The 26,070-nt window shown below is 63.0% G+C and carries 23 protein-coding genes; 12 read left to right on the forward strand and 11 right to left on the reverse strand.

Annotated features, from left to right (window positions below; all coding sequences use genetic code 11):
• The first annotated feature begins 3 nt into the window (after nt 1–3).
• From NTU39_RS01915 to NTU39_RS01930, 4 genes are all read left to right on the forward strand, one after another.
• Nucleotides 4–2,010: a lytic transglycosylase domain-containing protein gene (locus NTU39_RS01915; protein ID WP_150663977.1), complete on the forward strand. Its 2,007-nt coding sequence runs from the start codon at nt 4–6 to the stop codon at nt 2,008–2,010.
• A gap of 67 nt (nt 2,011–2,077) precedes the next feature.
• Nucleotides 2,078–3,028, forward strand: a complete 951-nt coding sequence (locus NTU39_RS01920) for a complex I NDUFA9 subunit family protein (RefSeq protein ID WP_150663978.1) — start codon at nt 2,078–2,080, stop codon at nt 3,026–3,028.
• Nucleotides 3,029–3,137: 109 nt separating this feature from the next.
• On the forward strand, nt 3,138–3,782 hold the full coding sequence (locus tag NTU39_RS01925; RefSeq protein ID WP_039394972.1) for a glutathione S-transferase family protein: 645 nt from the start codon (nt 3,138–3,140) through the stop codon (nt 3,780–3,782).
• Nucleotides 3,779–5,029 (forward strand): multifunctional CCA addition/repair protein, encoded by a 1,251-nt coding sequence (locus tag NTU39_RS01930; protein ID WP_257959071.1) that lies wholly within the window; start codon nt 3,779–3,781, stop codon nt 5,027–5,029. The genes NTU39_RS01925 and NTU39_RS01930 overlap by 4 nt, the downstream gene beginning before the upstream one ends.
• Nucleotides 5,030–5,118: 89 nt before the next feature.
• Here NTU39_RS01930 and NTU39_RS01935 read toward each other — a convergent pair whose 3' ends face one another.
• From NTU39_RS01935 to NTU39_RS01945, 3 genes are all read right to left on the reverse strand, one after another.
• Nucleotides 5,119–6,030 carry a glutamate/aspartate ABC transporter substrate-binding protein gene (locus tag NTU39_RS01935; RefSeq protein WP_150663981.1) on the reverse strand — a complete coding sequence of 304 codons (912 nt, stop codon included), beginning with the start codon at nt 6,028–6,030 and terminating at the stop codon, nt 5,119–5,121.
• Nucleotides 6,031–6,290: 260 nt separating this feature from the next.
• Complete coding sequence (locus tag NTU39_RS01940; RefSeq protein ID WP_044453465.1) at nt 6,291–6,485, reverse strand: DUF2905 domain-containing protein; 195 nt, start codon at nt 6,483–6,485, stop codon at nt 6,291–6,293.
• A 26-nt stretch (nt 6,486–6,511) separates the two neighbouring features.
• Entirely contained in the window at nt 6,512–7,726 is a 1,215-nt protein-coding gene (locus NTU39_RS01945) for a class I SAM-dependent methyltransferase (RefSeq protein ID WP_257959072.1), read from the reverse strand.
• A gap of 256 nt (nt 7,727–7,982) precedes the next feature.
• Here NTU39_RS01945 and NTU39_RS01950 point away from each other — a divergent pair, with 256 nt between their 5' ends.
• From NTU39_RS01950 to glmS, 5 genes are all read left to right on the forward strand, one after another.
• Nucleotides 7,983–8,843, forward strand: a complete 861-nt coding sequence (locus NTU39_RS01950) for an SDR family oxidoreductase (RefSeq protein WP_257959073.1) — start codon at nt 7,983–7,985, stop codon at nt 8,841–8,843.
• Nucleotides 8,844–8,864: 21 nt separating this feature from the next.
• Nucleotides 8,865–9,260: a dihydroneopterin aldolase gene (locus NTU39_RS01955; protein WP_039394985.1), complete on the forward strand. Its 396-nt coding sequence runs from the start codon at nt 8,865–8,867 to the stop codon at nt 9,258–9,260.
• Between the two features lies 1 nt (nt 9,261).
• Nucleotides 9,262–10,230, forward strand: a complete 969-nt coding sequence (gene ttcA / locus NTU39_RS01960; protein ID WP_373275353.1) for a tRNA 2-thiocytidine(32) synthetase TtcA — start codon at nt 9,262–9,264, stop codon at nt 10,228–10,230.
• Nucleotides 10,231–10,385: 155 nt separating this feature from the next.
• Nucleotides 10,386–11,747, forward strand: coding sequence for a bifunctional UDP-N-acetylglucosamine diphosphorylase/glucosamine-1-phosphate N-acetyltransferase GlmU (gene glmU, locus NTU39_RS01965; RefSeq protein WP_257959074.1), 1,362 nt, complete (start codon nt 10,386–10,388; stop codon nt 11,745–11,747).
• Between the two features lie 108 nt (nt 11,748–11,855).
• Nucleotides 11,856–13,685, forward strand: a complete 1,830-nt coding sequence (glmS, locus tag NTU39_RS01970; RefSeq protein WP_150663985.1) for a glutamine--fructose-6-phosphate transaminase (isomerizing) — start codon at nt 11,856–11,858, stop codon at nt 13,683–13,685.
• 128 nt (nt 13,686–13,813) lie between these two features.
• Here glmS and NTU39_RS01975 read toward each other — a convergent pair whose 3' ends face one another.
• The 4 genes from NTU39_RS01975 to NTU39_RS01990 form a co-directional block, all read right to left on the reverse strand.
• Nucleotides 13,814–14,170 carry a VOC family protein gene (locus NTU39_RS01975; RefSeq protein ID WP_257959075.1) on the reverse strand — a complete coding sequence of 119 codons (357 nt, stop codon included), beginning with the start codon at nt 14,168–14,170 and terminating at the stop codon, nt 13,814–13,816.
• On the reverse strand, nt 14,167–14,592 hold the full coding sequence (locus tag NTU39_RS01980; protein ID WP_150663987.1) for a DUF3224 domain-containing protein: 426 nt from the start codon (nt 14,590–14,592) through the stop codon (nt 14,167–14,169). The genes NTU39_RS01975 and NTU39_RS01980 overlap by 4 nt, the downstream gene beginning before the upstream one ends.
• Nucleotides 14,593–14,782: 190 nt before the next feature.
• Nucleotides 14,783–15,937 (reverse strand): porin, encoded by a 1,155-nt coding sequence (locus NTU39_RS01985; RefSeq protein ID WP_257959076.1) that lies wholly within the window; start codon nt 15,935–15,937, stop codon nt 14,783–14,785.
• 262 nt (nt 15,938–16,199) lie between these two features.
• The gene (locus tag NTU39_RS01990) at nt 16,200–16,709 is read right to left on the reverse strand and encodes a lytic transglycosylase domain-containing protein (RefSeq protein WP_257959077.1); all 510 of its coding nucleotides are present in this window, start codon (nt 16,707–16,709) and stop codon (nt 16,200–16,202) included.
• A gap of 332 nt (nt 16,710–17,041) precedes the next feature.
• On the opposite strand from NTU39_RS01990, the gene NTU39_RS01995 reads away from it, so the two are divergent.
• The gene (locus NTU39_RS01995; protein ID WP_257959078.1) at nt 17,042–18,139 is read left to right on the forward strand and encodes a saccharopine dehydrogenase family protein; all 1,098 of its coding nucleotides are present in this window, start codon (nt 17,042–17,044) and stop codon (nt 18,137–18,139) included.
• Between the two features lie 176 nt (nt 18,140–18,315).
• On the opposite strand, the gene NTU39_RS02000 is transcribed toward NTU39_RS01995, so the two are convergent.
• From NTU39_RS02000 to NTU39_RS02015, 4 genes are all read right to left on the reverse strand, one after another.
• On the reverse strand, nt 18,316–19,389 hold the full coding sequence (locus NTU39_RS02000; RefSeq protein WP_150663990.1) for a porin: 1,074 nt from the start codon (nt 19,387–19,389) through the stop codon (nt 18,316–18,318).
• Nucleotides 19,390–19,471: 82 nt separating this feature from the next.
• Nucleotides 19,472–20,542, reverse strand: a complete 1,071-nt coding sequence (locus NTU39_RS02005) for an ABC transporter ATP-binding protein (protein ID WP_150663991.1) — start codon at nt 20,540–20,542, stop codon at nt 19,472–19,474.
• On the reverse strand, nt 20,535–22,298 hold the full coding sequence (locus NTU39_RS02010; RefSeq protein WP_150663992.1) for an ABC transporter permease: 1,764 nt from the start codon (nt 22,296–22,298) through the stop codon (nt 20,535–20,537). Before NTU39_RS02010 ends, NTU39_RS02005 begins: the two co-directional genes overlap by 8 nt.
• 163 nt (nt 22,299–22,461) lie before the next feature.
• Nucleotides 22,462–23,559, reverse strand: a complete 1,098-nt coding sequence (locus NTU39_RS02015; RefSeq protein ID WP_150664212.1) for an ABC transporter substrate-binding protein — start codon at nt 23,557–23,559, stop codon at nt 22,462–22,464.
• A gap of 159 nt (nt 23,560–23,718) precedes the next feature.
• On the opposite strand from NTU39_RS02015, the gene NTU39_RS02020 reads away from it, so the two are divergent.
• Together NTU39_RS02020 and NTU39_RS02025 are read left to right on the forward strand one after the other, a co-directional pair.
• Nucleotides 23,719–24,417, forward strand: a complete 699-nt coding sequence (locus tag NTU39_RS02020; protein WP_150663993.1) for a response regulator — start codon at nt 23,719–23,721, stop codon at nt 24,415–24,417.
• A gap of 21 nt (nt 24,418–24,438) precedes the next feature.
• Nucleotides 24,439–25,947 (forward strand): sensor histidine kinase, encoded by a 1,509-nt coding sequence (locus NTU39_RS02025; protein WP_257959081.1) that lies wholly within the window; start codon nt 24,439–24,441, stop codon nt 25,945–25,947.
• Nucleotides 25,948–26,070 lie beyond the last annotated feature (123 nt).

Here is a 26,070-nt window from a genome sequence, read left to right on the forward strand (position 1 = left end):
AAGATGTCCGAACGTTTGACCCGAGTATATCGCGCCGCCGCGCTCGCCCTGACCGCTGCCGCGCTGGTGGCCTGCAGCACGACCCAGGCGACAGGGCGTCCCAAGGCGCAGTCGGCGGCAAGCCGCTCGGCGCCGTCGGCCGATGCGCTGTCGCAGCGCTCGCCGGACGACATCTTCGTCCAGCTGCGCGAAGCGGCCCGTAGCAACGACGCACCGCGCGCCGCCGCACTCGCGGCCATGCTCACCGACTACGACGTGCCGTCGTACGTCCAGTATTTCCAGATTAAGCCGCGCATGTTCGACCGTTCGGGCAAGGCGCTGCTCGATGCACCCGACGACGATATCCGCGCCTTCTTGCGCACGTATGACGGTCAGGCCATTGCCGATCGCATGCGCAACGACTGGCTGCTCGTGCTGGGCAAGCGCCACGACTGGCGCACGTTCGACGCCGAATATCCGAAGTTCGCCCTCGACGACGACACCCAGGTCAAGTGCTATGCGCTGATGTCGCGTGCCTCGCGCGGGGAGAACGTCACGCAAGCCGCCATCGATCTTCTGACCACGCCGAAGAACTACGGCGAGGGTTGCATCGACATGATCAATACACTGGCCGCGAGCGGCCAGTTGCCGCGTCAGGAAGTCTGGCATCAGATTCGTCTGGCTTACGAGGAGAACTACACCTCGCTGGGCAAGCAGATTGCCGATGCGCTGGGTACGGCGCGTCCGGACGACTCGCTGCTCGACATGGCGGCTTCGCGTCCGGCGCAGATTCTGGCACGCGGCGTGGATGGCTCGGAGGCGTCGCGTCAACTGGCGCTACTCGCCACCGTGCGCATGGCCCGCTCGGACGCCATGCTCGCCGCGAGCAGCTTCAGCAGCATCGCGGGCAACCTGTCAAAGGACGAACGTGCCATCGGCTGGGGCGCGATCGGCATGCGCGGTGCGCTCTCGCAGAACCCGATGGCGATCAGCTGGTATCGTCAGGCGGGCAACGCCAAGCTCTCGAACACGGCCCAGGAATGGAAGATTCGTGCCGCATTGCGCGCAGGTGACTGGAATCTCGTGCGCACGGGCATCGAAGCGATGCCGGCCGCGTTGCGCGACGACGGTGTCTGGACTTATTGGTACGGTCGCGCGCTGCGCGAAGCCGGGCAGGGCGACGCCGCGCGTGCACAGTTCCAGAAGATCGCGTCGCAACCGAACTTCTACGGTCAACTGGCGAACGAGGAGCTGGGTAACAAGACGATGCTGCCGCCGAGTACGGTGGTCACGCGTGCCGAGATTGACGCCAACCGCTCGAACGCCGGTTTCCTGCGCGCCGCCAAGTTCTACGACATGGGGCTGCGCTTCGAAGGCAACCGCGAGTGGAACTGGGAATTGCGCAACATGACCGACCGTCAGTTGATCGCTGCGGCTCAGTACGCCAACGGTATCGAACTGTTCGACCGCGCGGTGAATACGGCGGATCGCACGAAGGTGGAACACGACTTCTCGCTGCGCTATCTGATGCCGTTCCGCGACAAGGTCGATCGCTTCTCCAAGATCGTCGATCTCGACGAAGCATGGGCATACGGCCTGATCCGTCAGGAATCGCGTTTCATCATCAATGCCCGTTCGTCCGCCGGCGCCGGTGGCCTGATGCAGGTAATGCCCGCCACGGCGAAGATGGTCGCCAAGCAGATCGGCATCGACTACAGCCCGGGCATGATGCACGACATCGATACCAATATCCGTCTGGGTACGAGCTACCTGTCGGATATTTATAACAAGTTCGACGGCTCGGCCGTACTCGCGTCGGCCGGATACAACGCCGGTCCGGGACGGCCGCGCACGTGGCGCTCCACCCTCGACCGCCCGGTCGAAGGCGCGATCTTCGCTGAGACGATTCCGTTCAACGAGACGCGTCAGTATGTCGAGAACGTGTTGTCGAATACGACGTATTACTCGGCCATCATCACGGGCCGTCCGCAATCGCTCAAGGAGCGGCTCGGCGTCATCCTGCCCCAGTGACGACCAATGGCTGTCCTCGGGGTATGGCCGGGTCCGCGAACCCATAGTCATAACGCGGAGGTGACGCATGCGCTATAACGTTTGTGTCGTCGGTGGCACCGGCTTCATCGGCAGCCATCTGGTGGCCCGGCTGGTCACGCTGGGACACGCCGTGCGTCTGCCGACGCGGCGTGTCGAAGCCGCCAAGGCGCTCGGTGTGCTGCCCGGCGTGGAACTTGTCGAGTGCGACGTGCACGACCCGCGCGCCCTTGAGCGCGTGATCGCGGGCAGCGACGCTGTCATCAATCTCGTCGGTATTCTGCATAGCGACCGTGGCACGCCCTACGGCCGCGCGTTTGCACGGGCGCACGTGGAACTGCCACGCAAGATCGCGCAGGCTTGCAACGACCGTGGCGTTACCCGGCTGATCCACATGAGCGCGCTCGGCGCGGATTCGAACGGCCCGAGCATGTACCAGCGCTCGAAGGGCGACGGCGAGGCGGTCATTCGTGAGTCGGGCATTGCGGCGACGATCTTCCGTCCGTCGGTGGTCTTCGGCCCCGGCGACCATTTCCTGAATACGTTTGCGAAGCTCCAACGGCGTCTGCCGGTCGTGCCGCTGGCCAGTGCGAACGCGCGCTTCCAGCCGATCTATGTGACGGACGTTGCGCAAGCGTTCGCACGAGCACTGGAATGCGACGCCACCATCGGCAAGACGTACGAACTCGGTGGGCCTGAGGTGTACACGCTCGAAGCGCTGGTGCGTTTCGCGGGTGCGGCCTGCGGCTGCGAGCGTCCCATTCTGCCGCTGCCGGACAGCACCGCACGGCTTCAGGCCGCGCTCTTCGAAAAGCTGCCGGGCGAGCCGATCATCACGCGCGACAATCTCGATTCGATGACGGTCGATAACGTGCTGACCGGCCCGCTGGCCCCGGAACTCGATCTGACGCCGAACGGTCTGGAAATCGCCGTCGACTATCTCAACGGCGGCAACTGGGAAAAGCGGATGGCGGACTATCGCCGCTTCGCCGGACGCTAGCGCCTACGCAACGCCGACGTTGCGCCGTCATACGCAACATCGCTTCATCGATTCGCCATCACAAGCCAACGCGCGGCGCTCAGGCGCTGCGCGGGCAAAGAAGGTCCTCATGCAACTCATCATCGCCAACAAAAAATACTCCTCGTGGTCGATGCGTCCCTGGGTGCTGCTCAAGCACTTCGGCATCGCGTTCGAAGAGAAGAACGTGTGGCTCGCGCAGCCCGATTCGCGCGAGCAGATCCTGCGCTATTCGCCCACGGGCAAGGTGCCCTGTCTGATCGATAACGGCATCACCGTCTGGGATTCGCTCGCCATCTGCGAATATCTGGCCGACGCCTATCCGCATCTGCCGCTGTGGCCGAAGTCGCTGGGCACCCGCGCACATGCCCGCAGCATCTGTGCCGAGATGCACAGCGGTTTCACCGCATTGCGCACCAATATGTGGATGAACGTCGCAGCCCACTGGCCCGGTGCCGGTGCGACGCCCGAAGCGCTCGCCGACGTCCGTCGCGTCGAAGCGATCTGGGAAGACTGCCTCGCGCGCTACGAAGGTCCGTTCCTCTTTGGTGACTTCTCGATTGCCGACGCGTTCTATGCCCCCATCGTGATGCGCTTCACGACGTTCGAGCCTGCGTTGTCGGCGCATGCGCAGGCGTATGCCGAGCGCATTCGCGAAGTGCCTGCCGTGCAGGCGTGGGTGGCCGCCGGTCGCGCGGAGACGCAGAGCGTCGCTTTCTACGACGTGCGCCCATGAAGATTTACGCCGTCGGCGGCGCGATTCGCGACGCCATGCTGGGGCTGCCGGTGAAAGACCGCGACTATGTCGTGGTCGGTGCGACGCCGGAAGAGATGGTGCGACAGGGCTTCCGTCCGGTGGGCCGCGACTTCCCGGTGTTTCTGCATCCCAAGACACAAGCCGAGTACGCGCTGGCGCGCACCGAGCGCAAGACGGCGCGCGGTTACCATGGCTTCTCGTTCTACTTTGCACCGGAAGTCACGCTGGAAGAGGATCTGATACGGCGCGACTTCACCATCAATGCCATGGCGCGCGAAGTGCTGCCGGACGACAGTCTGTCCGACGTGCTGGTCGACCCCTACGGTGGCAAGCGCGATCTGGACGCCCGCGTGTTTCGTCATGTCGGCGAGGCGTTTGCGGAAGATCCGGTGCGCATTTTGCGCTGCGCACGGTTTGCCGCGCGCTTCACCGACTTCACCGTCGCCGCCGAGACGATGGCGCTGATGCAGACGATGACGGCCAACGGCGAGGTCGATGCGCTGGTGGCCGAGCGCGTATGGCAGGAGATCTCGCGCGGGTTGATGGAGCATCGCCCGTCGCGCATGTTCGACGTCCTCCGTGAGGCGGGGGCGCTCGCGCGCATTCTGCCGGAGGTCTCCCAGTTGTGGGGCGTGCCGCAACGTGCCGACTTCCATCCTGAGGTGGACACCGGCGTGCACGTGATGATGGTGCTCGACTACGCCGCGCAGCAGCGCTATTCGCTACCCGTGCGTTTCGCCGCGCTTACGCATGATCTCGGCAAGGGCACCACGCCGGAAGATATCCTGCCGCGCCACATCGGACATGAAGGACGCAGCGTCGGCTTGCTCGGCCCGCTGTGCGCGCGCTTGCGCGTGCCGGTTGAGTGTCGTGAACTGGCGCAGGTCGTGGCGCGCGAGCACGGCAACATCCACGCGAGTCAGAAGTTCGGCGCGGGTGCGTTGGTGCGTCTGCTGGAGCGGTGCGATGCGCTGCGCAAGCCGGAGCGCTTCAATGAGGTGCTGCAAGCGTGCGAAGCCGATGCACGTGGACGTGGCGGCGACTTCGCGACGGCGCCGTATCCGCAACGCGAGCGCTTGCTGGCGGCGCTGGAAGCTGCGCGCAGCATCGATGCCGGGGCGGTGGCAGGTCAGTATGCAGACAATCCGGGGAAGATTCGCGAAGCGGTTCAGGCCGCGCGCATCGATGCCGTCGAAGCGGCCGGGTTAGGCGGCGACGACAGCTAAGCGCTATCCGTCGATCCGAATGACAGAGGGGCATGCGAGATTTCCGAATCTCGCATGCCCCTCGGTCGTTTGCTTCGCCCTCGTCTGGCTTACTCGAACGCCTTGTCGTTCGGGTTCGCGTACAACTGCTTGAGCTGCTCGCTCATCGGGAAATTGAAGTTGATGTTCTTCGGCGGCACCGGCGTCTCGAACCACTTCTTGTACATGGCGTTGATCTCGCCGCTCTTCATCACACCGGCGAGTGTGTCGTCCACCAGCTTTTTGAACTCGGTGTCGCCGTGCTTCATCATGAAGCCGTACGCTTCGAACGACTGCGGCTTGCCCGTCACGATCCAGTCGTCGGGATTGCGGCCCATCGTGCGCGCACCGGCGAGCAACACGTCATCCATCATGAATGCCTGAACGCGTCCGCCCTGAAGCATGGTGAACGACTCGCCGTAGTCCTTGCCGGAAATGACGTTCATGCCCATCTTCTTCTCGTTGTTCATCTTGTTGAGGATGCGCTCCGAGGTCGTACCGGCATTGGTCACGACCGGCTTGCCCGCCAGATCCGGGAAGTCCTTGATGCCCGAATTTTTGTTCGTGAGCAGGCGCGTGCCCGCGACGAAGAACGTGTTCGAGAAGTTGACCTGCGACTGACGCGCCGTGAGGTTCGTCGTCACGCCGCACTCGATGTCGACCGTACCGTTCTGCACGAGTGCGATGCGGTTCTGCGATGTGACGGGGATAAAGCGGACTTGCAGATCGGGCTTCTTCAGACGCGTTTTGACCGCGTCGACGACCTTGTTGCACAGATCCTGCGAGTAACCGATGACGTTGTGACCGTTGTCGTAATACGAGAACGGAATCGACGATTCGCGATGACCGATGGAAATCACGCCGCTGCTCTCGATCTTTTGCAGCGTCTCCGATGCGCCCTGCGCCAGCGCCGCACCGGCAGCCAACGTCATCGCTACGGCCAGCGCCCCGTGCATCACCCCGGTCAATCGCGTCTTGATCATGTCCTGCTCCTGAAATGGTCTTCCCGTGATTCATGATTGAATCATTTGTTGCATGTTAATTTTTTTGCAACAAATGATCAAATCATAGTTAACCCGCAAAAACGACAGCGGCATACCCCAGGTCGTGAGACGTGACGGTGCGGCGAACCGATGGCGGGGACTTACGGGGGAAGACGAGACGGTGCGGTGGGAACGAGCGAGGCGCCGCTGACGTGCGGCGTTGCAACGGGTGTTGCGACGGTTGCGGAGTGTGGCGACTGTTACAGCAAACGAATCAGCAGGTTGAAGACGAGCGAGAGCAGCACGGTCGAGGCAAACGGGAAGACCATTTCCTTCCCGCGCCAGCGCAGTCGCACGTCACCGGGCAGGCGGCCGATGCCGAGTTTGGTCAGCCAGGGCGCAGCCGCCGAGAGGACGCAGATCGCGAAGAAGATGGTGAACATCCAGCGAAACATCGGGGCGGCCTCTCGGTTGGGCGTGATCAGAGCGCGTGACTGCGGTCGCCGTTGACGAAGCCGACCAGACCGGCCCATTCGTCCATCGCGCGTCCGAAGGCGATGACCTTGAAGAGCTCGCCCATCTCGGCCTCGGAGAGCAGTTTCTGTGCGGCGGCGGCCGCAGGCAGGAACGTCTTCTGATCGGTAGGGTCGAGCGTGCTCATCAGATCGATGATGCCCGCATTCATCAGGAAACGCGCCTGCGACGTGAAGCCCAGCAGGTCGAGACCGGCTTCCACACCGGCGTCGGCGATGCCCGAAAACTCCACATGCGCGGTGATGTCCTGCAAGCCGGGGTAATAGAAGGGGTCGTCGTGCGCGTGGTGGCGGTAGTGGCACATGAGCGTGCCGCCTGCGCGCTGCGGATGGTAGTACTCGCGTGCGGGGAAGCCGTAATCGATCAGCAGCAACACGCCACGCGCCAGCAAGGGGGCGACGCTGCGCACGAAGGCCGCGGCAGCTTCGTGCGTTTCCGTCAGATATTCCTGCGTCGGGGGCAGAACGGCCAATGCGTCGAGCGCTTCCGGCAGCGGGCCGGTGTATAGCCGCTCTTCCCACGCGAAGCCTTCCGGTGTGAGCACGACGCCGCGCTCGAACCAGACCGGCTGACCGTTGGCATCCGGACGGCGTGCCCACAGGCGCACGGGCATGGCGTCGAGGACTTCGTTGCCGATCATCGTGCCGTGGAAGGCGTCGGGCAATTGATCGAGCCACGTCACGCGATCCAGCAAATGCGGTGCCGCTTTCTCGATGGTGTCGCGCTGGCGGGCGCGAAGTTCGCCCGAGAGCTCCATGATCGAGTACTGCTCGCAAGGCGTACCTTCGGCTTCGAGGGCGAGCAGCAGATCGGCGGCGAGGCGTCCGGACCCGGCACCGAACTCCAGTACCTGCGCGTCGCCCGTCTGTTCGAAGACTTCGCCGAGCTGGCGCGCGAGCGTGCGCGCGAAGAACGGCGTGAGTTCCGGCGCGGTGACGAAGTCGCTGCCATCGGCGGCGAGGCGTCCGAACTTGGCGGCGCCGGCGGCGTAATAGCCGAGGCCGGGCGCGTACAGGGCCAGTTCCATGAAGCGATCGAACGGCAACCATCCGCCGTCCGCTTCAATGGCGTCGGCAAGATATGCCGTGAGGCGGCGCGAGTGTTCGAGCGCGTCCGTCTCCGGAACGGGTAAACTATGGGGTTTCGGTGCGGCCTGATTCATGCGGGCATTGTAACGGAGACGGTGCAGACTGGCTGCTATGGTTGAGATAGTGCGTCTGTGGGCGAATTCAACGTGTTTTGCGCCGATTTTTGCTGGTTTTCGATTGTTTTTGCGTGTTTTTCGCCAGTTTGCGCAACGCTCGGCCTCCGCCAGGAGCCCTGTCTAAGGTTCGCAGGCTGTCGTGTCCCGCTACCGCTGAAGCCTCAAGCCGCCCGAAGTTCGTTCATCCGCCCGCTGTGAAACAGGAATTCGCCGCATGACCGTTGCATCGACGCCACGCCCTGCCCACGACGCAAATGACGCCGCTCGCACGTCCGACGTGCTGCACGCGTCGCATGCATCGCGCGTTGCGTTGGTGACCGGCGGCGCGCGCCGCATCGGACGCGCCATCGCGCTGAAGCTCGCGAGCCTGGGCTGGGACGTTGCCGTGCACTACGAGCGCTCGCACGACGAGGCGCTTGAAACGGTAGCCGCCATCGAGGCGATGGGTCGCCGCGCGCTCGCGTTGCAGGCGTCGCTCGCCGACGAGGCCGCCACCGTCGCCCTGATCGGGCGTTGCCGCGAGGCGCTGGGCGTGCCGACGTGTCTGGTGAACAATGCGTCGCGCTTCGAGTACGATTGCGCCGACGATTTCGGCTATCAGGCGCTGGAGCGTCACATGCGCGTGAATGCAGGCGCGCCGCTGGTGCTGGCGCGCGAGATGCACGCGGCGCTCGGTGAGTCGGGGCGAGGGGTCGTCGTCAATCTGCTCGATCAGAAGCTGGCGAATCCGAACCCCGATTACCTGTCGTATACGCTGTCGAAAGCGGCGCTCGATGTCGCGACGACCTTGCTGGCACAAGCATTTGCACCGCGCTTGCGTGTGGTCGGCGTCGCCCCGGGCGTCACGCTCCTGTCCGTCGACCAGACGCCAGCGGGCTTTGCCGCCGCTCATGCGTCGACGCCGCTGGGCGCGTCGTCCACGCCGGAAGACATCGCCGAAGCCGTCGCCTATCTGGCGCAGGCGCCCGCCGTCACCGGCACGGTGTTGTATGTGGACGGTGGCCAACATCTCGCGAGTTCGTCGCGCGACGTGAAATTTCTGACCGAGCCGGCCGATGCCGACCGGTCTCGTTGATTGTCATTACGAGTCTTCAAAATGCATAGCGCTCTTTCCCACCCCCGCCTGATGGACTGCCGTCGCATGTTCCTGCGCGACTACGAGGTGTTCATCAACATCGGCGTGCACGATCACGAAAAGCGTGGCGAGCAGCGCGTGCTGATCAACGTGCAACTGTTTGTGCCGCTCGCCGAGAGCACGCCCACGGAAGACAAGCTCGACGAAGTCGTGGATTACGACTTCATGCGCGAGACCATCGCCAAGCGTGTGGGGCAGGGCCACATTCACTTGCAGGAAACCCTTTGCGACGACGTCGCGCGTGCGCTGCTGGCGCATCCGCGCGTGCGCGCCGTGGGCGTGTCGACCGAGAAGCCCGACGTCTACCCCGATTGCCACTCGGTCGGCATCGAAGTGTTTCAGATGAAGGATGCCTGACATGAGTGCCGTCATGCCCGAGACCGGCGCGCCGCTGGCCGCGACCGGCAATGCCGCCGCCGCCGACAGCGTGAAGAAAGCGCAGAAGCTCGCGTTCGAGAACAACAAGCTCGAAAAGCGCCTGTTCCGTCTGACGGGGCAGGCCATCGGCGACTACAACATGATCGAGCAGGGCGATCGCGTCATGGTGTGCATGTCCGGCGGTAAGGACAGCTACGCCATGCTCGACATTTTGCTCAAGCTGCGCGAGCGCGCGCCGATCGACTTCTCCATCGTCGCCGTCAACCTCGATCAGAAGCAGCCCGGCTTCCCCGAACACGTGCTGCCGGATTACTTCCGTTCCATCGGCGTGGATTTCCACATCGAAAACCAGGACACGTACTCCATCGTCAAGCGTGTGGTGCCCGAAGGCAAGACCACCTGCTCGCTGTGCTCGCGTCTGCGTCGCGGCATTCTGTATCGCGTGGCTGGCGAACTCGGTGCGACGAAGATCGCGCTGGGCCACCATCGCGACGACATCATCGAGACGCTGTTCCTGAACATCTTCTACGGTGGCAAGCTCAAGGGCATGCCGCCGAAGCTGCAATCGGACGACGGCAAGAACGTGGTGATCCGACCGCTCGCGTATGTGCGCGAACCGGATCTCGAACGTTACGCCGAGTACAAGCAGTTCCCGATCATTCCGTGCACATTGTGCGGCAGCCAGCCGAACCTGAAGCGCGCCGAGATGAAGTCGCTCATCCGCCTGTGGGAAAAGCAGCACCCGGGGCGCATCAAGTCGATTTTCAGCGCGTTGTCGAACGTGGTGCCGTCGCATCTGATGGACACGAACCTTCACGACTTCCGGAATTTGCGTGCGACGGGGCAACCTGATCCGCTCGGCGATATTGCGTTCGACGAAGCGCCCTGCGGCGACGAGGACGATGCGGGCATCATCCGCATCAATCAATTGACGCAATTCGACGACTGATCGACATCGACGGCTGACGCACGACCGGCGCGTATTTTGCGAACCGAATCGTGCGCCAGACGGCATCTTCAGCGATCCCCGTGCTGTCATCGGCCGGGGACGCGAGATCCCGACACACTGACAAACGCCTCCCACTTTCGAATCGTCACGACGCCATGAATATTGTGATTCTCGCCGCCGGCATGGGTAAGCGCATGCGCTCGAAGTTGCCCAAGGTGTTGCAGCCGCTGGCCGGTCGCCCGTTGCTCTCGCACGTGATTGCGACAGCGCGTCAACTCGCGCCGGGCAAGCTCATCGTAGTGATCGGGCACGGTGGCGACGCCGTGCGCGAAGCCGTTTCTGCGCAGGACATCCTGTTCGCAGAGCAGACGCAGCAACTGGGGACCGGGCATGCCGTGCAGCAAGCGGCGTCGCAGCTCGACGAATCGGTGCCGACCCTCGTGCTCTATGGCGATGTGCCGCTCACGCGCGTCGAAACGTTGCAAGGGCTGCTCGATGCGGCGGGCAACGACAAGCTGGGTGTGCTCACCGTCGATCTCGACAACCCGACGGGCTATGGTCGTATCGTGCGCGACGCGGCAGGTAACGTGCAGCGTATCGTCGAACAGAAAGATGCCAATGAGGCCGAGCTGGCGATTCGCGAGATCAATACCGGTATCGTCGTCGCCCCGACGCGCGCGCTCAAGGGATGGCTCGGCGGTCTGAAGAATCAGAATGCGCAGGGCGAGTACTACCTGACCGACGTGATCGCCTGCGCGGTGGCGGACGGCGTGCCCGTCGTCACCACGCAGCCGGCGTTTGCGTGGGAGCCGAACGGCGTGAACGACAAGGCGCAACTGGCCGCGCTGGAGCGCGACTATCAGCGTAACGCGGCGGGTGCACTGCTCGCGGCCGGCGTCACGCTGATCGATCCGGCGCGCTTCGATGTCCGTGGGGAGATCGTCTGCGGCACCGACGTCTCCATCGACGTGAATTGTGTCTTCGAAGGCAAGGTCACGATCGGCGACGGTGCGACCATCGGGGCGAACTGCGTCATTCGAAATGCCACGATCGGTGCGGATACCCGTATCGAAGCGTTCAGTCATCTGGACGGCGCAGTGGTCGGGGCGAATGCCGTCATCGGGCCGTACGCACGTCTGCGTCCGGGCGCCGATCTGGCGGACGATGTGCACATCGGCAACTTTGTGGAAGTGAAGAATGCGTCGATGGCCAAGGGTTCGAAGGCGAACCATCTGGCGTACGTCGGCGATTCGACCGTGGGCGCGCGCGTGAATATCGGTGCGGGCACGATCACGTGCAACTACGACGGTGCGAACAAGCACCGCACGATTATCGAGGACGATGTCTTCATCGGTTCGGACACGCAGCTCGTAGCACCCGTCACGGTCCGACGCGGTACGACGATTGCTGCTGGCACGACGGTCTGGAAGGACACGCCGGAAGACGCACTGGTGCTCAACGGCAAGACGCAGGAAGCGAAGGCGGGTTATGTCCGCCCGCGCAAGCAGAAGCAGTAAAATCGGCGGTTATGTGCTGGCGCATGGCCCATTGGCGTGCGCTGGTGAGTGAATACGGATCTCATCCGATTGGATGAGCCAGAGTTTCTGGCACTTAGGAAAGCGAATATGTGCGGCATTGTCGGCGCGGTGGCGCGACGTAATGTAGTACCGGTGTTGGTCGAAGGTTTGCGTCGTCTCGAGTATCGTGGCTACGACTCCTGTGGCGTGGCTGTGCTCAAGGACGGCGTGCCGCAACGTGCACGCAGCGTCTCGCGCGTGGCTGACCTCGACGAGCAACTTGCCCAGACGCAACTGACGGGCGAGACGGGCATTGCCCACACGCGCTGGGCAACGCACGGCGCACCGGTCACGAACAACGCGCACCCGATTTTCTCGCGCGACGAAGTGGCGCTGGTTCATAACGGCATCATCGAGAATCACGAAAGCCTGCGTGACGAATTGCGCGGTCTTGGCTATGAGTTCGTGTCGCAAACCGACACCGAAGTCATTGCCCACCTGATTCACCACATTCTCTCTAACGGCGCAGCTGGCGATCTGTATCAGGCGGTCCGTCTGGCGACGCGTCGTCTGCATGGCGCCTATGCCATCGCCGTGTTCCGCAAGCAGGAACCGCATCGCGTCATCGGCGCACGTGCGGGTTCGCCGCTCGTGGTCGGTGTGGGCGAGGGCGAGAACTTCCTCGCGTCGGACGCGCTGGCGCTGGCTGGCACGACCGACCAGTTCATTTATCTGGAAGAGGGCGATGTCGTCGAACTCACGCTGGACGGCGTGAAGATCGTGGATCGCAACGATGCGGCTGTCGAGCGCGAAGTGCGCACCGTTCAGGCTTACACGGGTGCCGTGGAGCTGGGACCGTATCGTCACTACATGCAGAAGGAAATCTTCGAGCAACCGCGCGCGATCGGCGACACGATGGAAGGCGTCGAAGGTATCTCGCCGACGCTTTTCGGCGAGAAGGCCGAAGCGATGCTCAGCAACGTCGATTCGATTCTGATTCTGGCGTGCGGCACGAGCTATTACTCGGGCATGACGGCGAAGTACTGGCTGGAGTCGCTGGCGCAGATTCCGACGCAGGTCGAAGTGGCGAGCGAGTACCGCTACCGCGACAGCGTGCCGAATCCGAAAACGCTGGTCGTGACGATCTCGCAATCGGGTGAGACGGCCGACACGATGGCGGCGCTGCAACACGCGCAATCGCTGGGCATGACGAACACGCTGGCGATCTGCAACGTGGGGACGAGCGCGATGGTGCGTCAGACCGCGTTGCATTACCTCACGCGCGCGGGTACGGAAATCGGTGTGGCGTCGACGAAGGCGTTCACGACGCAGCTCACGGCGCTGTTCCTGCTGACGCTGACGATTGCGAAGTTGCGTGGTCGTCTGAGCGCGGCGCAGGAGGCAGATTACCTGACGCAACTGCGTCACCTGCCGTCGGCGCTGCACAGCGTGCTGGCGCTGGAGCCGCAGATCATTGCGTGGGCCGAAGAGTTTGCCCGTCGCGAAAATGCGCTGTTCCTGGGGCGCGGTCTGCACTACCCGATTGCTCTGGAAGGCGCACTCAAGCTCAAGGAAATCTCGTACATCCACGCCGAGGCGTATCCAGCTGGCGAGCTGAAGCATGGTCCGCTGGCACTGGTGACGGATCAGATGCCCGTCGTGACGGTGGCGCCGCGCGACGCGCTGGTGGAGAAGCTGAAGTCGAACATGCAGGAAGTGCGTGCCCGTGGCGGTCAGCTGTATGTGTTTGCCGATTCGGACACGGAGATCGCGAATGCCGAAGGCCTCCATGTGATCCGTATGCCGGAGCACTACGGCCAGCTGTCGCCGATTCTGCACGTTGTGCCGCTTCAACTGCTCGCGTATCACACCGCCTGCGCTCGTGGCACCGACGTCGACAAGCCGCGCAATCTCGCGAAATCTGTCACGGTGGAGTGAGGTGACTGACGGAGGGGCTGGCGTTCGCCGGCCTTGTCGGCAAGCTCGAAAAGAGGCACCTGCGGGTGCCTCTCTTGCTTTGTGCGTTCAGCGATGTCGACGTGAGTCGTTTCCGGACATCGGTGGGTTTACGTCGCTGCGGACCAGACCGCGAGTTCGTAACCATCGGGATCGAGGAAGTGGAAGCGGCGGCCGCCGGGAAACGAGAACACGGCACGGCTGATCGTTGCACCGGCCGCTTCGACACGCCGTTGGGTTCCAGCGAGGTCATCGGCGTAGAGGATCACCAGCGGGCCACCGGGGCGAACCGCTTCTCCCGTCGTGAAGCCACCCGTGAGGCGTCCGTCAGTGAATTCGGTGTACGTCGGGCCGTAGTCGGTGAAGGTCCAGCCGAACACGCTGCCGTAGAACGCCTTGCTGCGTGCGATATCGGAAACATTGAACTCGATGTTGTCGATCTGACGATCGCGGCCTTGGTGGCTCATGCTTGTTCTCCTGCGGAAGACGGTTCGTCGGGAAGGGCGTAGCGGAAGTCGTAAGCGTGCGTGCCGTCGGTGATCTCGATGACGAGACTGCCGGTCAGGCCCGTCAGCGCGTCGGTCCCGGAATCGGGCACGACGGTAATGGACTGCGTGGGCACACCGCGCGTCATTGTCGAGCTGTGTTGCAACACAAACGTCCCGTTGCGTCCATGAAGCGCACCGCGCACGGTTTCCATGGCGACGTAACCGGCTGAGCCGGGTGTGCCGCTGCGAAATGCCAGCATCTCTCCCCGACCGGTTGCGCTCAGATCCCCGTGGTACGTCTTGTCCAGCGAGAGACGGCCAAGCCCGGTGTCCTGCGCAACGGCACTTAACGCTTCCGGCCCGAGCTGAACATCGAAAAGCCCTTTGGCGGTCTGATTCACTTGTGTGCTCCTCCAGCTGAATACGAATACTGTGTTTTTGTACAGTGTCAAGTGTACTCAAACTTGAGCAAGATGCAAGCTGGAATCGTGTCCATCGCCTGACCTCAACAAAAAAGGGAGTCCCTTTCGGGACTCCCTCAACTACTGGAGCACTCAAATCAACGGCTAAACATCTCGCGAAGCGTTTAGCTTAGAACTTGTGGCGCAGGCCCGAGATCACCGCCGTTTGGGTCTTCGTGCTCGACGCACCGCCAGCACCGTTGATCGATGCGGCCGAGGCGTCGCCAGCGGCCTTTTGATAGATGCCGACCAGGTACACGTCGGTACGCTTCGAGAGCAGGTAGTCCACTGCGGCGTTGACCTGGTGGTACTTCGGGCTCAGGTTGGCGAGCGTGGCGCTACGCGTGCTGGCGTCCGTGTACGTGTACGACAGGCCCAGCAGCAACGACGGCGTCAGGTTGTACGTGCCGTTCAGTTCGTAGTTCGACACGCGTGCGCCCGTGCCGCCAACGTACTTCAGCTGCGTGTTGCTGTAGATGAAGCCGACGTTAGCCGGACCGAACTTGTAGCTGCCGCCCGTGGCGAACACGCGCTGCTTGTCCACACCGACCGTTGCCGTGCCGACCTTGGCCGAGTAGAAGTCGCCGCTGTAGTCGCCAGCCACTGCGCCGCCGGTGTTCGCGCCGTTCGGCGTGCCGACTTCCAGGTAACCGATACCGAACTTGAACGGACCGTTGGCGTAGCTCGCCCCCAGGCTCCATGCGCGGTTGTTCGAGAAGCCCGTGCCGTTACCGCTGTTGGCCTGGTTCGAGAAGCCATACAGGCCGCCGAACGAGAAGCCTGCGTAGTTGGCGCTCGTGTACTTGATCGAGTTGTTGATGCGGAACGAGTTGTACAGGTTGTCAACGTCGCCGACGTGAGCGCCGAGCTTCGTTGCAAACTGCTTGGCCGACGTCAGGCCGCTCACGTAATCCACCACGGAGTCGTACTGACGACCGATGGTCACGCTACCGAACGTCTTGTTCGACAGACCGACGAACGCCTGACGGCCGAATTCACGGCTGCCCTGACCCAGTGCGCCGTTCGTGATGTTGAAGCCGTTCTCCAAAGTGAAGATGGCCGACGTGCCGCCGCCCAGATCTTCCGAACCCTTCAGGCCCCAGCGGTTCCCCGATTGCAGGCCGTCGGCCGTCGTGAAGTTCTTGCTTCCGCCGACGTTGCTCACGTAGGCCAGACCGCCATCGAGAACGCCATACAGCGAAACGTTGCTTTGCGCATGTGCAGCACCTGCTGCAGCGGCTGCGATCACGCCAGCCAGTGCGGCGGCCAGTTGCGTCTTTTTCATCGGTCGAATCCTCTATCGAAAACTTATTAATCAATTCGAACCCTTCGCCTGTGGACGGGCGCCCCGTGGGTTCGGGCCGAACTATATCGAACGACGCCGCAATTCCATAGGTGTATTAACGAAATGAGGCGTGCGATGTCTGCTCGACGCAACGCATCGCGGCACATCGCGACGAATGCCCTCAAATTCATTTTCATGACACATGAATGCCGTAAAAAGGAATCCGCGAGAGGTCCAACGTGCAGACCGCTTGCGCTGAATTTCACCGCAGCGTCATCTGCCTTTCACGCTCGGCCACCAGCACCGCATAGCGCTTGCGAACCTTATCGGCGTAGCGCTGGCGCAGCGTGGCGCGTGCCTCACCGCTGCCGGCGTTATACGCGCCCACGGCTTCCCATCCATACCCGTACTGACGAACGAAGCCTGCGAGAATCCACGCGCCGGTGACGATCGACGCACAGGCGTCTTCACGCAATCGACGTTCGGTCAAACCGTAGCGGGCGAGTGTCGGCAGGTGGGCGCTGTTGACCTGCATCAGCCCGATATCGTGCGTGCCGTTGCGGTTCACGTTGCTGGCGTTCACGTCGAGATTCGATTCGACTTGTGCGATGGCGTACAGCAGCAGCGGATCGAGACCATAGCGATCGGCGGCGACGTCCCAACAGTCGGCCCGTGCAGGTGTCGACACAAGCGCAACGAGGACAGCGGCTGCGGCGCAGGCATGACGAAGACGAAGGTGACGAAGGAGAGGGGAGATCGGGGGGGATGACAAATCGAGACTCCTGACAGTGCCACGACCGCGCGGGTGGGCGAGATTATCGATAAACGCTCGCCGCCTCGGCTTTCAGAACGTGCTCATCCCTGTGCGAGTCGTGCGTCGATTCGCAGACTCAAGGTGCTGTCGGCTCAACGTGTCAGTCGTCGCATGGGGGCTTCCGAAATGACGATATGAATTGAGATAAACGACATATCGTCATAATTATCGTATTAATAGACGAATTAACGCTACATTTCATCCGAAGCTCTCCCTAGAATTGAGGCATATCACGTCGCGCGGCAAACCGTGACGACGCGTCGACCGACGTTCCTGAATTGGGGGAAAACATGAAGAAGATCGCCTTGCTGGGTGCGGGACACATCGGCCAGACCATCGCGCGTTTGTTGCACGACAGCGGCGACTACCGCGTGACGGTGTTCGACCGCAACGCGCAGTCCTATGAAGCGGTGCGCGACTATGCGCACGCATTCGTCGAACTCACCGGCAATGACACTGGCTCGCTGCAACGCGCTGTTACCGGTTTCGATGCCGTGGTCAACGCGTTGCCGTACACGATGGCCACGAGCGCGGCCACCGCCGCCGTGGCAGCGGGCTGTCACTACTTCGATCTGACCGAAGACGTGGCGGCCACGCACGCGATTGCGCAACTGGCCGAAGGTGCGTCGACAGCGTTGATGCCGCAATGCGGACTCGCACCGGGCTTCATCGCGATTGCGGCGCATCACCTCGCGGCGGCGTTCGATCGCGTCGACTCCGTGAAGATGCGCGTGGGTGCGCTGCCAGCCTTTCCGACCAACTCGCTGAAGTACAACCTGACGTGGAGCGTCGATGGTTTGATCAACGAGTACTGTCAGCCGTGCGAGGCGATTCGTGATGGTGCGCGTCTGAGTGTGCAGCCGCTGGAAGACCTGGAACATTTCTCGCTCGACGGTGTGGAGTACGAGGCCTTCAATACTTCGGGCGGTCTCGGCACGTTATGCGAAACGCTGGCGGGGCGCGTGCGCGACCTCGACTACAAGTCGGTGCGCTATCCGGGGCACGGTGCGTTGATGAAGGTGCTGTTGAACGAGTTGCGTCTGAAGGACGATCAGGAAACGATCAAGACGATTCTCAAACGCGCGATTCCGAGCACTTTGCAGGACGTGGTGCTCATTTTCGTGGTGGTGAACGGAATCCGTCGAGGCGTGCTGACGCAGGAAGTATTCGCGCGCAAGATCTTCGCGGAACGCAACAACGGTCACAGCGCGAGCGCCATCCAGATCACGACGGCGTCGGCCATTTGCGCCGCCGTCGACATGTTCTTCGCAAAGCAACTCCCGCAGCGCGGTTTCGTGCGTCAGGAACAGATTGCCTTGCCGGACTTTCTGGCGAATCGCTTCGGTCAGGTCTACGCGCACTCGACGCATATCGAGTCGCTTTCCTGACGTCGCGGACGTAGCCCAGGACACGAAAAAACACGACGGCCCGGCAAGCGGTGCGCCCCGCCATCGGCGGGCCGTCGTTGAGGAAGCGCATTGGCTGACGCGAATGCGAAGAGGTTTGAAGCGGTTTAAAGCGGTTTGAAGCGGTTTGAAGCGATGTGAAACGTCGTTACGGCGTTTTAGAAGCGATGCTGGATGCCCGCCGTCACGCCGACCTGCGTATCGGCTGCGCCCGTCAGGTCACGCGAAAGACTGACCTTCTGGCCGTGCTTCGCGAAGGCATAGCCGCCGGACAGATACAGCGCCGTGCGCTTGGACATCGCATATTGCGCGCGCAGGGAGATGAGCGTCGGATCGGCGTCGCCCGCGTCCTTGATGTCCTGATGGTAGATCGCGCCATACAGCGTGAACGCCGGGGTGAAGTCGTACGATGCGCCGAGCCAGTACATGTCGCTGCGCAGCGACGCGGTGCCTGCGCTCACGAACGTCTTCTTGTAGTTGCGATACCCGGCCATCACCTTGGCCCCGCCAAAGCGATAGCTCGCGCCCGCGTGGATCCCCTGAATGTAGTCCGTCGTGTCGGCCGGCGTCACGCTGTTGCCCGCGCCGTTTTGACGGTCATACGTTGCGACGACGGCGAACGGACCGTTCTCGTAGCCGATAGCGAAGTCGTACTTCGACGACGTCTTCATGCTGTCGGCCACGTTGCCGAAGCCATACATCGCGCCGAGTTTCAGGCCGTTGAACTCGCCGTCGTAGCGCACGGCGTTAGCCGAGCGGGAGAACAGACCGTCTTTGCGTGCGCCGGTGGCCGTCGAACTCGTCGCCCACGAGTAGTTCGGCGCATAGCCCATCGGGTCGAACTGGAGCATGTAGTCGTACGTCGTGGTGAACGTACGGCCGAGCGTGAACTGGCCCCACTTCTTGTGCGACAGGCCCACGGTGGCGCGGCGGTCGAAGATCGCGCCGGGGCCATCGTCGAACTGGCCGTTCACGACGTTGATGCCGCTCTCGAGGTTGAACACGGCCTTGAGATCGCCGCCGAGATCTTCCGTGCCCTTAAAGCCGAAGCGCGACGTGTTCTTGCCGCCCGAGACCGCACGCATTGCACCGCCGTTATCGGCGGCGTGATTCACATACTCGACACCGGCGTCGACGATCCCGTAAATCGTCACGTTCGATTGGGCGTGCGCCTGAGCGGCCAGCGCGCCCACAGCGATCAGCGCGGCACGCGCCATACTGCTTCGTTTCATTGTTGTCTCCTCTCTTCTCTTTCTCGTGGTGTTGCGCGGGAGAGCGCCCGCGCGTCGCATGAAAAGCGTGGCTACGTCTCCCTTAGCCGTTCGATTGCGCAAACGCCCAGCAGTCGTTGGCGGGGAATTCCACCCAGTGATTGCCGGGTTCGCGTGGGACGTGACCGAATGCGCGGAAGCGCAACGCGCCGCAATGGAACAGGTACTCCCAGCGGTCGCCGAGATACATCGACGTGACGAGCTGCGCGTTCACACGGTTGTGGCCCGGACCGTCGGCCACTTGCACGCGCTCAAGACGAATGACGGCCTGCGCATCCTGCCCCGGGGCGAGCGTGTCGCGTGCACGTGCTTGCAGTGCGAAGCCGTCGCCCGCGAGCGTGACGAGATCGCCGTCGACGGCGCTGACCGTCGCGTCGATGCGGTTATTGCTCCCCATGAATTCCGCCGTGTAGAGCGAGCGCGGCGAGCCGTACAGTTCTGCCGGTGTGCCTTCCTGCTCGATGCGGCCGTTGCGCAGCAGCAGAATGCGATCCGACATCGCCATCGCTTCGGTCTGATCGTGCGTGACGCACAGCGCCGACAGTCCCAGCGACACGATCAGCTCGCGCAGCCAGGCACGGGCTTCTTCGCGCAGCTTGGCGTCGAGGTTCGAGAGCGGTTCGTCGAGCAGAATGACGGGCGGGTTGTAGACGAGCGCACGCGCAATGGCGACACGCTGTTGCTGACCGCCCGAGAGCTGGAACGGGAAGCGTTCGGCGAGATGGCCGAGGCCCAATTGGTCGAGGGCGTTCTGCACGCGTTCACGACGCTGCGCTGCGCCCACTTTGCGCAGCTTCAGTCCATAGCCGACGTTGTCCGCCACGGTGCGGTGCGGCCACAGCGCGTACGACTGGAACACCAGACCGAGCGAGCGTTGCTCGACCGGACAATCGACGCCTTTGGCGCCGTCGAAGAAGACCTGATCGTCGAGCGCGATGCGGCCTTGCGACGGTTGTTCGAGGCCGGCCACGGCACGCAGCAAGGTGGTCTTGCCGCTGCCCGAAGCGCCCAGCAGACACACGACTTCACCGGCCTTGAGTTCGAACGAGACACCCTTGAGGATGGGGTTGGCGCCGTAGCTCAGAAAGAGGTTGTCGACGATGAGCTTATCCATGCAATTTGACTCCGAAGCGCAACGCCACGCCCAGACCGGCGCCGACCATCGCGATGTTGATGACAGAGAGCGCGGCGACCTGATCGACGGCGCCGGTCGCCCACAGCGACACGAGCAGCGAGCCGATGACTTCCGTGCCCGGCGAGAGCAGGTAGACGGCCGTCGAGTATTCGCGCTCGAAGATCATGAAGATGAGCAGCCACGCAGCGAGCAGGCCGAAGCGCACCAGCGGCAGCGTGACGTCGAGGCTCACACGGCTGCGCGTGCCGCCGACGCTGCGCCCGGCTTCTTCCAACTCGGGGCCGACTTGCAGCAGCGCGCTCTGGATGAGGCGCATGCCGTAGGCGAGCCACACCACCGTGTAAGCCACCCAGATGCTCCACATCGAGTTCTTCAGTTCGCGCAGCCCCGGAACGAACAGGAAGATCCAGAGGAATGCGAGACCGGCGAGCAGGCCCGGCACCGCACGTGGCAGCAGCACGAGGTAGTCGAGCAATTTCGCGGCCCAGTCGTTGCGGCGATGACCGGCAAAGGCGACGAGCGAGTAGAAGCCCACCGCCAGCGCACCGCCGATCACACCGATGCCCAGCGTGTTGACGATGGCGCGCACGAGGTTGTCCTGCTCGAACAGTTCGGTGAAGTTCGCGAGCGTGAGTACTTCGGCGAGCGCGACGCCTTCGCCCCAGTGCGTGACGAACGAGCGCAGCACGATGCCGGAGATCGGCACGAACACCGTCACGATCAGCCACACGGCGACGATGGCCAGCGCGATCCAGCGCCAGATGCCCAGCGGCAACACCGTCTGACGACCCGCTTTGCCCTTGACCGTGACGAACTTGTTAGCGCGCTTGAGGAGGTGGCGTTGCAACAGCACCAGCGGGAAGGTGATCGCCACGATGCACATCGCCACGGCTGCCATCAGGTGATACGACGGCACGCCGAGCTTGTTGGTCAGCTTGTAGAGGTAGGTGGCAAGCACCAGATGGCCCTCGGGGTCGCCAAGCACCAGCGGCAGACCGAAGACTTCGAAACCGAGGAAGAACACGAGCACGCCCGCGAACAGCAGCGCAGGCATGGTCATCGGCAGGCTCACGTCGAGCGCCACGCGGAACGGGCGCGCACCGGCCACGCGGGCAGCTTCTTCGACGTCGGAGCCGAGATTACGCAGCGCGGCCGACGAATACAGGTAGACGTGCGGCACGTGCGTGAGGCCCACGATTACGGTGATCGCGAAGATCGAGTAGACCGACCACGGGGCGTCGAGACCCGTCAGTTCACGGAACCAGACCGAGTAGAAGCCGACGGGACCGGCAGCCACCACGTAACCGAACGCGAGCACCATCGGCGAGACGAACACCGGTGTGAGCAGCAGCGGTTCGAGCCAGCGGCGGCCGGGCAGGTCGGTGCGCACCATCAGGAAGGCGAGAATGCCGCCGAACGGGATCGAGATGAACAGCATCCCGAACGCGATGATGAAAGAGTTCTTCACGGCCGACCAGAAGTCGGGGTCGGTGAAGATGAAGCGGTAGCCGTCGATGCCGAACGTGCGGCTGGCGTCGAAGAACGGTGCGGAGAGCAGACTCTGCAACACGATGAACGACAGGGGCAGCAACACCGCAATCGTGAGCACGGTGATGACGAGCCAGCGCGACGTAGCCGCGAGTGCGCGCCAGGGGGGCGCTACGTGAGGGGCGGCACCCGCTGGCGGGCGGCCAGCAGGGGCCGCTGCGCGGTTGGCAGTAGAGGACGACAGCATGAGGGTCTCCCTGCACCCCGCAGGGCGCATATCGAGAAAGGCTTGGGGAGAGGCGGGCCGCGCGTTACGTCGTCAGGAGACGAGGTGAGGGCGCGGCCGCCGGACTTGAGGCCTGGGGCTTAGAAAAACTGAGGGCGGATGCAGCGACTTCGGTCGGCGCCGATCAACGCTTGATCGACTGCTGCCAGCGCTTGAGGAATTCAAGACGCTTCGACTGATCCAGATAGACGAGCAGACCCGCGCCGATGGGGATCGGCTTGAGCGCTGCACCAAGCTGCTGTGTGAGGTTCGCCATCGAGGTTTCGCCGTCGACGTCCGCACGGATCGAGAACAGGTTGGCCTGGTTGGCGAGCAGCGTCTGACCACGCTTGGAGAGCAGATAGTCGACCCACAGCTTGGCGGCGTTCGGGTTCTTCGACTGCTTCGAGATCGTCACGAGACGGCTCACGACCTGCGTGTAGTCGCGCGGATAGACATAGCCGATGGACGGATCCTTCTTCGCCTTGGCGAACGCATACGAGCCGAGAATGTTGTAGCCGATCAGGTTTTCACCCGACGAGATGCGCTCCATCATCGCGCCCGTGCTCGATTGCAGCTTGGGATTGAGCGCGCCCATCGCGCCGACGAGTTCCCACGTCACTTCCGGGTTCACGCGTACATCCTGCGTCAGATAGTTGAAGCCCACACCCGACTTTTCGATGTCGTAGGTCGTGACCTTGCCCTTGAACTTGGCCGCATTCGTCTGCAGCAGCTTGATCAGCTCCATGCGCGTTTGCGGCACTTCGCCTGCAGGCAACAGGCGCTTGTTGTAGACGATGGCGAGCGGCTCATACGTCGTGCCGTAGGCCTGCTTCTGGTACTGCGCCCATTGCGGAATGTGGGCGGCTTCGGGCGATTCGTAGCTCGCCATCGTGCCGTCGTTCACGAGCTTGACCTGGAGGTCCATCGCGGAGCTCCAGAGCACGTCGGCGCTGGTGCTGTTCGCGGCGTACTCGCTGATGTAGCGGTTGTACAACTCCGTGCTGTTCATGTCGTTGTACTCGACCTTGATGCCGTACATCGACTCGAAGTCTTTGATGAGCGGGCGCACCAGCGCGGTGTCCGTCACCGAATAGACGATCAGCTTGCCTTCCTTCTTTGCGCCGTCGATGGTGGCCTGATAGTTCGCCGGATAGCCGGGCGGCACCTGAGCGTGGGCGGCCGGGAGCGCTGCCGTGAAGAGCGCTGCACCAAGCGTCGTCGCGAGCAGGGCGCGGGGCATTGTCGTTTGCTTCATGTCATCCTCCGGAAGACCCCTTGCAAGGGGTTTGTCGTTTTCGCGTGGCGCATGTTAATTTGCCGAAACTTTCAATTCGCTTTCGATTTCGTGTCGAATCCGGCCCGAGACCCGATTTTCGGGTCATGGATTTCCCTAGGTCTCATGCGCATCCTGCTTGTCGAAGACAATCCGAGTCTGGCCAAATCGCTCTCCGAAGCGCTGACGCAGGCGAACTTCGCCGTCGATTGCATGCACGACGGCGAGGCGGCCGATCACGTGCTGCGTACGCAGGAGTATTCGCTCGTGATTCTCGATCTGGGGCTGCCGCGACTGGACGGGCTAGAGATCCTGCGCCGACTGCGTGCACGCCGTAATCGGGTGCCCGTGCTGATCCTCACCGCACACGGCTCGCTCGAAGATCGCGTGAAGGGCCTCAATCTTGGGGCCGACGATTATCTTTCGAAGCCGTTCGAGCTTGATGAACTGGAAGCACGTGCGCGTGCGTTGATTCGCCGCTCGCAGCATCACGAAAGCGCGGACGTGACATGCGGGCCGCTCGTGTTCGACGGTGTGGAGCGCAGTTTCCGGCTGGATGGCGAGCTGCTTGCGCTGACCAAGCGTGAGCGCGCCGTGCTGGAAGTGCTGATCTTGCGCGGTGGACGCGCGATCAACAAGGAAGCGCTGTCGGAGAAGCTCTTCGGTATCGACGAGTCCGTGAATCCGGACGCCATCGAGATCTACGTCTACCGTCTGCGCAAGAAACTCGAAGGCAGCCGCGTGGCGATCGTCACGTTGCGCGGGCTGGGGTATCTGCTGGAAGAGAAGGCCGATCCTGCCCCCCCCGCACCTTCCGTCGACTGACATCGGACGTACCGTCACCTCATGCCGCAACCGAACCTTCGCCGTCAACTGGCGCTCTGGCTGCTGTTCCCATTGCTGGGACTGCTTGCGCTCGATACCTGGCTGACTTATCAGCGCGCAATGAGTGCGGCCAACTCGGCGTTCGACCGCTCGCTGGAATTCTCGATCAAGTCGATTCGCGAAGGCACGCAACTGATCGACGGCGAGGTGCAGGTCAATCTGCCGTATCTCGCGCTGGAGATGTTCGAATCGGATCGTGGCGGCAAGATCTACTACGTGATTCGTGAAGGCGGCGACGGCGTGCAGGGCGGCGATAACGACGGCCGTGCCGTCACGGGCTATCACGACCTGCCGTTGCCGCCCGCACGCGTCACGCCGGAGCCGTATCACACGGCCTTCTACGACGCGACGTATCGCGGTGAGACGTTGCGCATGGGCGCGCTTCAGTTGCCGGTCCACGACGTCCCGAACGCGAAGACGCGTGTGGTGTGGATCGTCGTCGGCGAGACGACCGAGGCGCGTCACGAGCTTGCCCGTCAGATTCTGACCGGCGCACTTCAGCAAGAGGTGCTGCTGGTGGTGCTGGCGCTCGCGATCGTGTGGCTCGGTGTGACGCGCGGCCTGCGTCCGCTCAACCGGCTCTCGGCCAAGGTCGCCGCGCGCGAGGAGGACGACACGACGCCGCTCGAAAACGTCGATCTGCCGACCGAGGTCAAGCCGCTCGTCGAGTCCATCAACCAGTACGTGGGACGGGTGGGACGCATGCAGGCGTCGCGTCAGCGCTTCTTTGCGGATGCTGCCCATCAGTTGAAGACGCCGCTGGCGATCATCCAGGCAGAGTCCGAGCTGACGCTGCGCGAATCGTTGAGCGCACAGGCGCGTGAGCGCGTAGAGCGCCTCAATCAGGCGGTGAAGCAGGCGGCGAAAAGCGTGCGGCAGTTGCTCTCGCTGTCGCGTCTGGAGGCGGAGGACGGCCCGCCCGTGGCGATGGTGCCGACCCGGCTCGACGAGGCGGCACGCAGCGTCACACTCGACTGGTCGCCGGTGGCGCGCTCGCGCGGGATCGATCTCGGCTTCGAGAACGACGGTGCCGTGACGGTGCTGGCGCAACGTGAGTTGCTGGCCGAGTTGTGCGGCAACCTGATCGACAACGCCATTCGCTACGCGGGGAACGGCGCGATGATCACAGTACGTACACGGCGCGGCGGGCAGACGGGCCGTGTGGACGATGCGGACGTTGCAAACGTTGGGCAAGCGTCGACTGGCGCGCACGACAACCTCGACGGGCCGACGCTTCAGGTCGTCGACAACGGCCCCGGCATTCCGGCGCACGAGCGCGACGCCGTGTTCGAACGCTTTTATCGTCGCGAGTCCGCAGCGCTCACCCCATCCACCGCCGACGGCTCCGGTCTCGGGCTCGCCATCGTCAAAGAAATCGCACGCAAACATCACGCCGTCGTGACGCTTGGAGAAGCCCCGGGGGGCGGTCTGGAAGTCACCGTCCGATTCCCGGCAAACGAGGCTGCCTAACTGCCGATGGATGAAATTTCCTCGTTATTCCGTTTTGCGGGAAGGATATTCCATGAAACTGCATAACGAAGGGTAATTCTGCAAGCCTTTTCCCCGTTCCCGCGCGTACGATCGATGCACTCT

It is taken from the genome of Pandoraea commovens, from assembly GCF_024704525.1.
GTDB classification, from domain to species: Bacteria; Pseudomonadota; Gammaproteobacteria; order Burkholderiales; family Burkholderiaceae; genus Pandoraea; species Pandoraea commovens.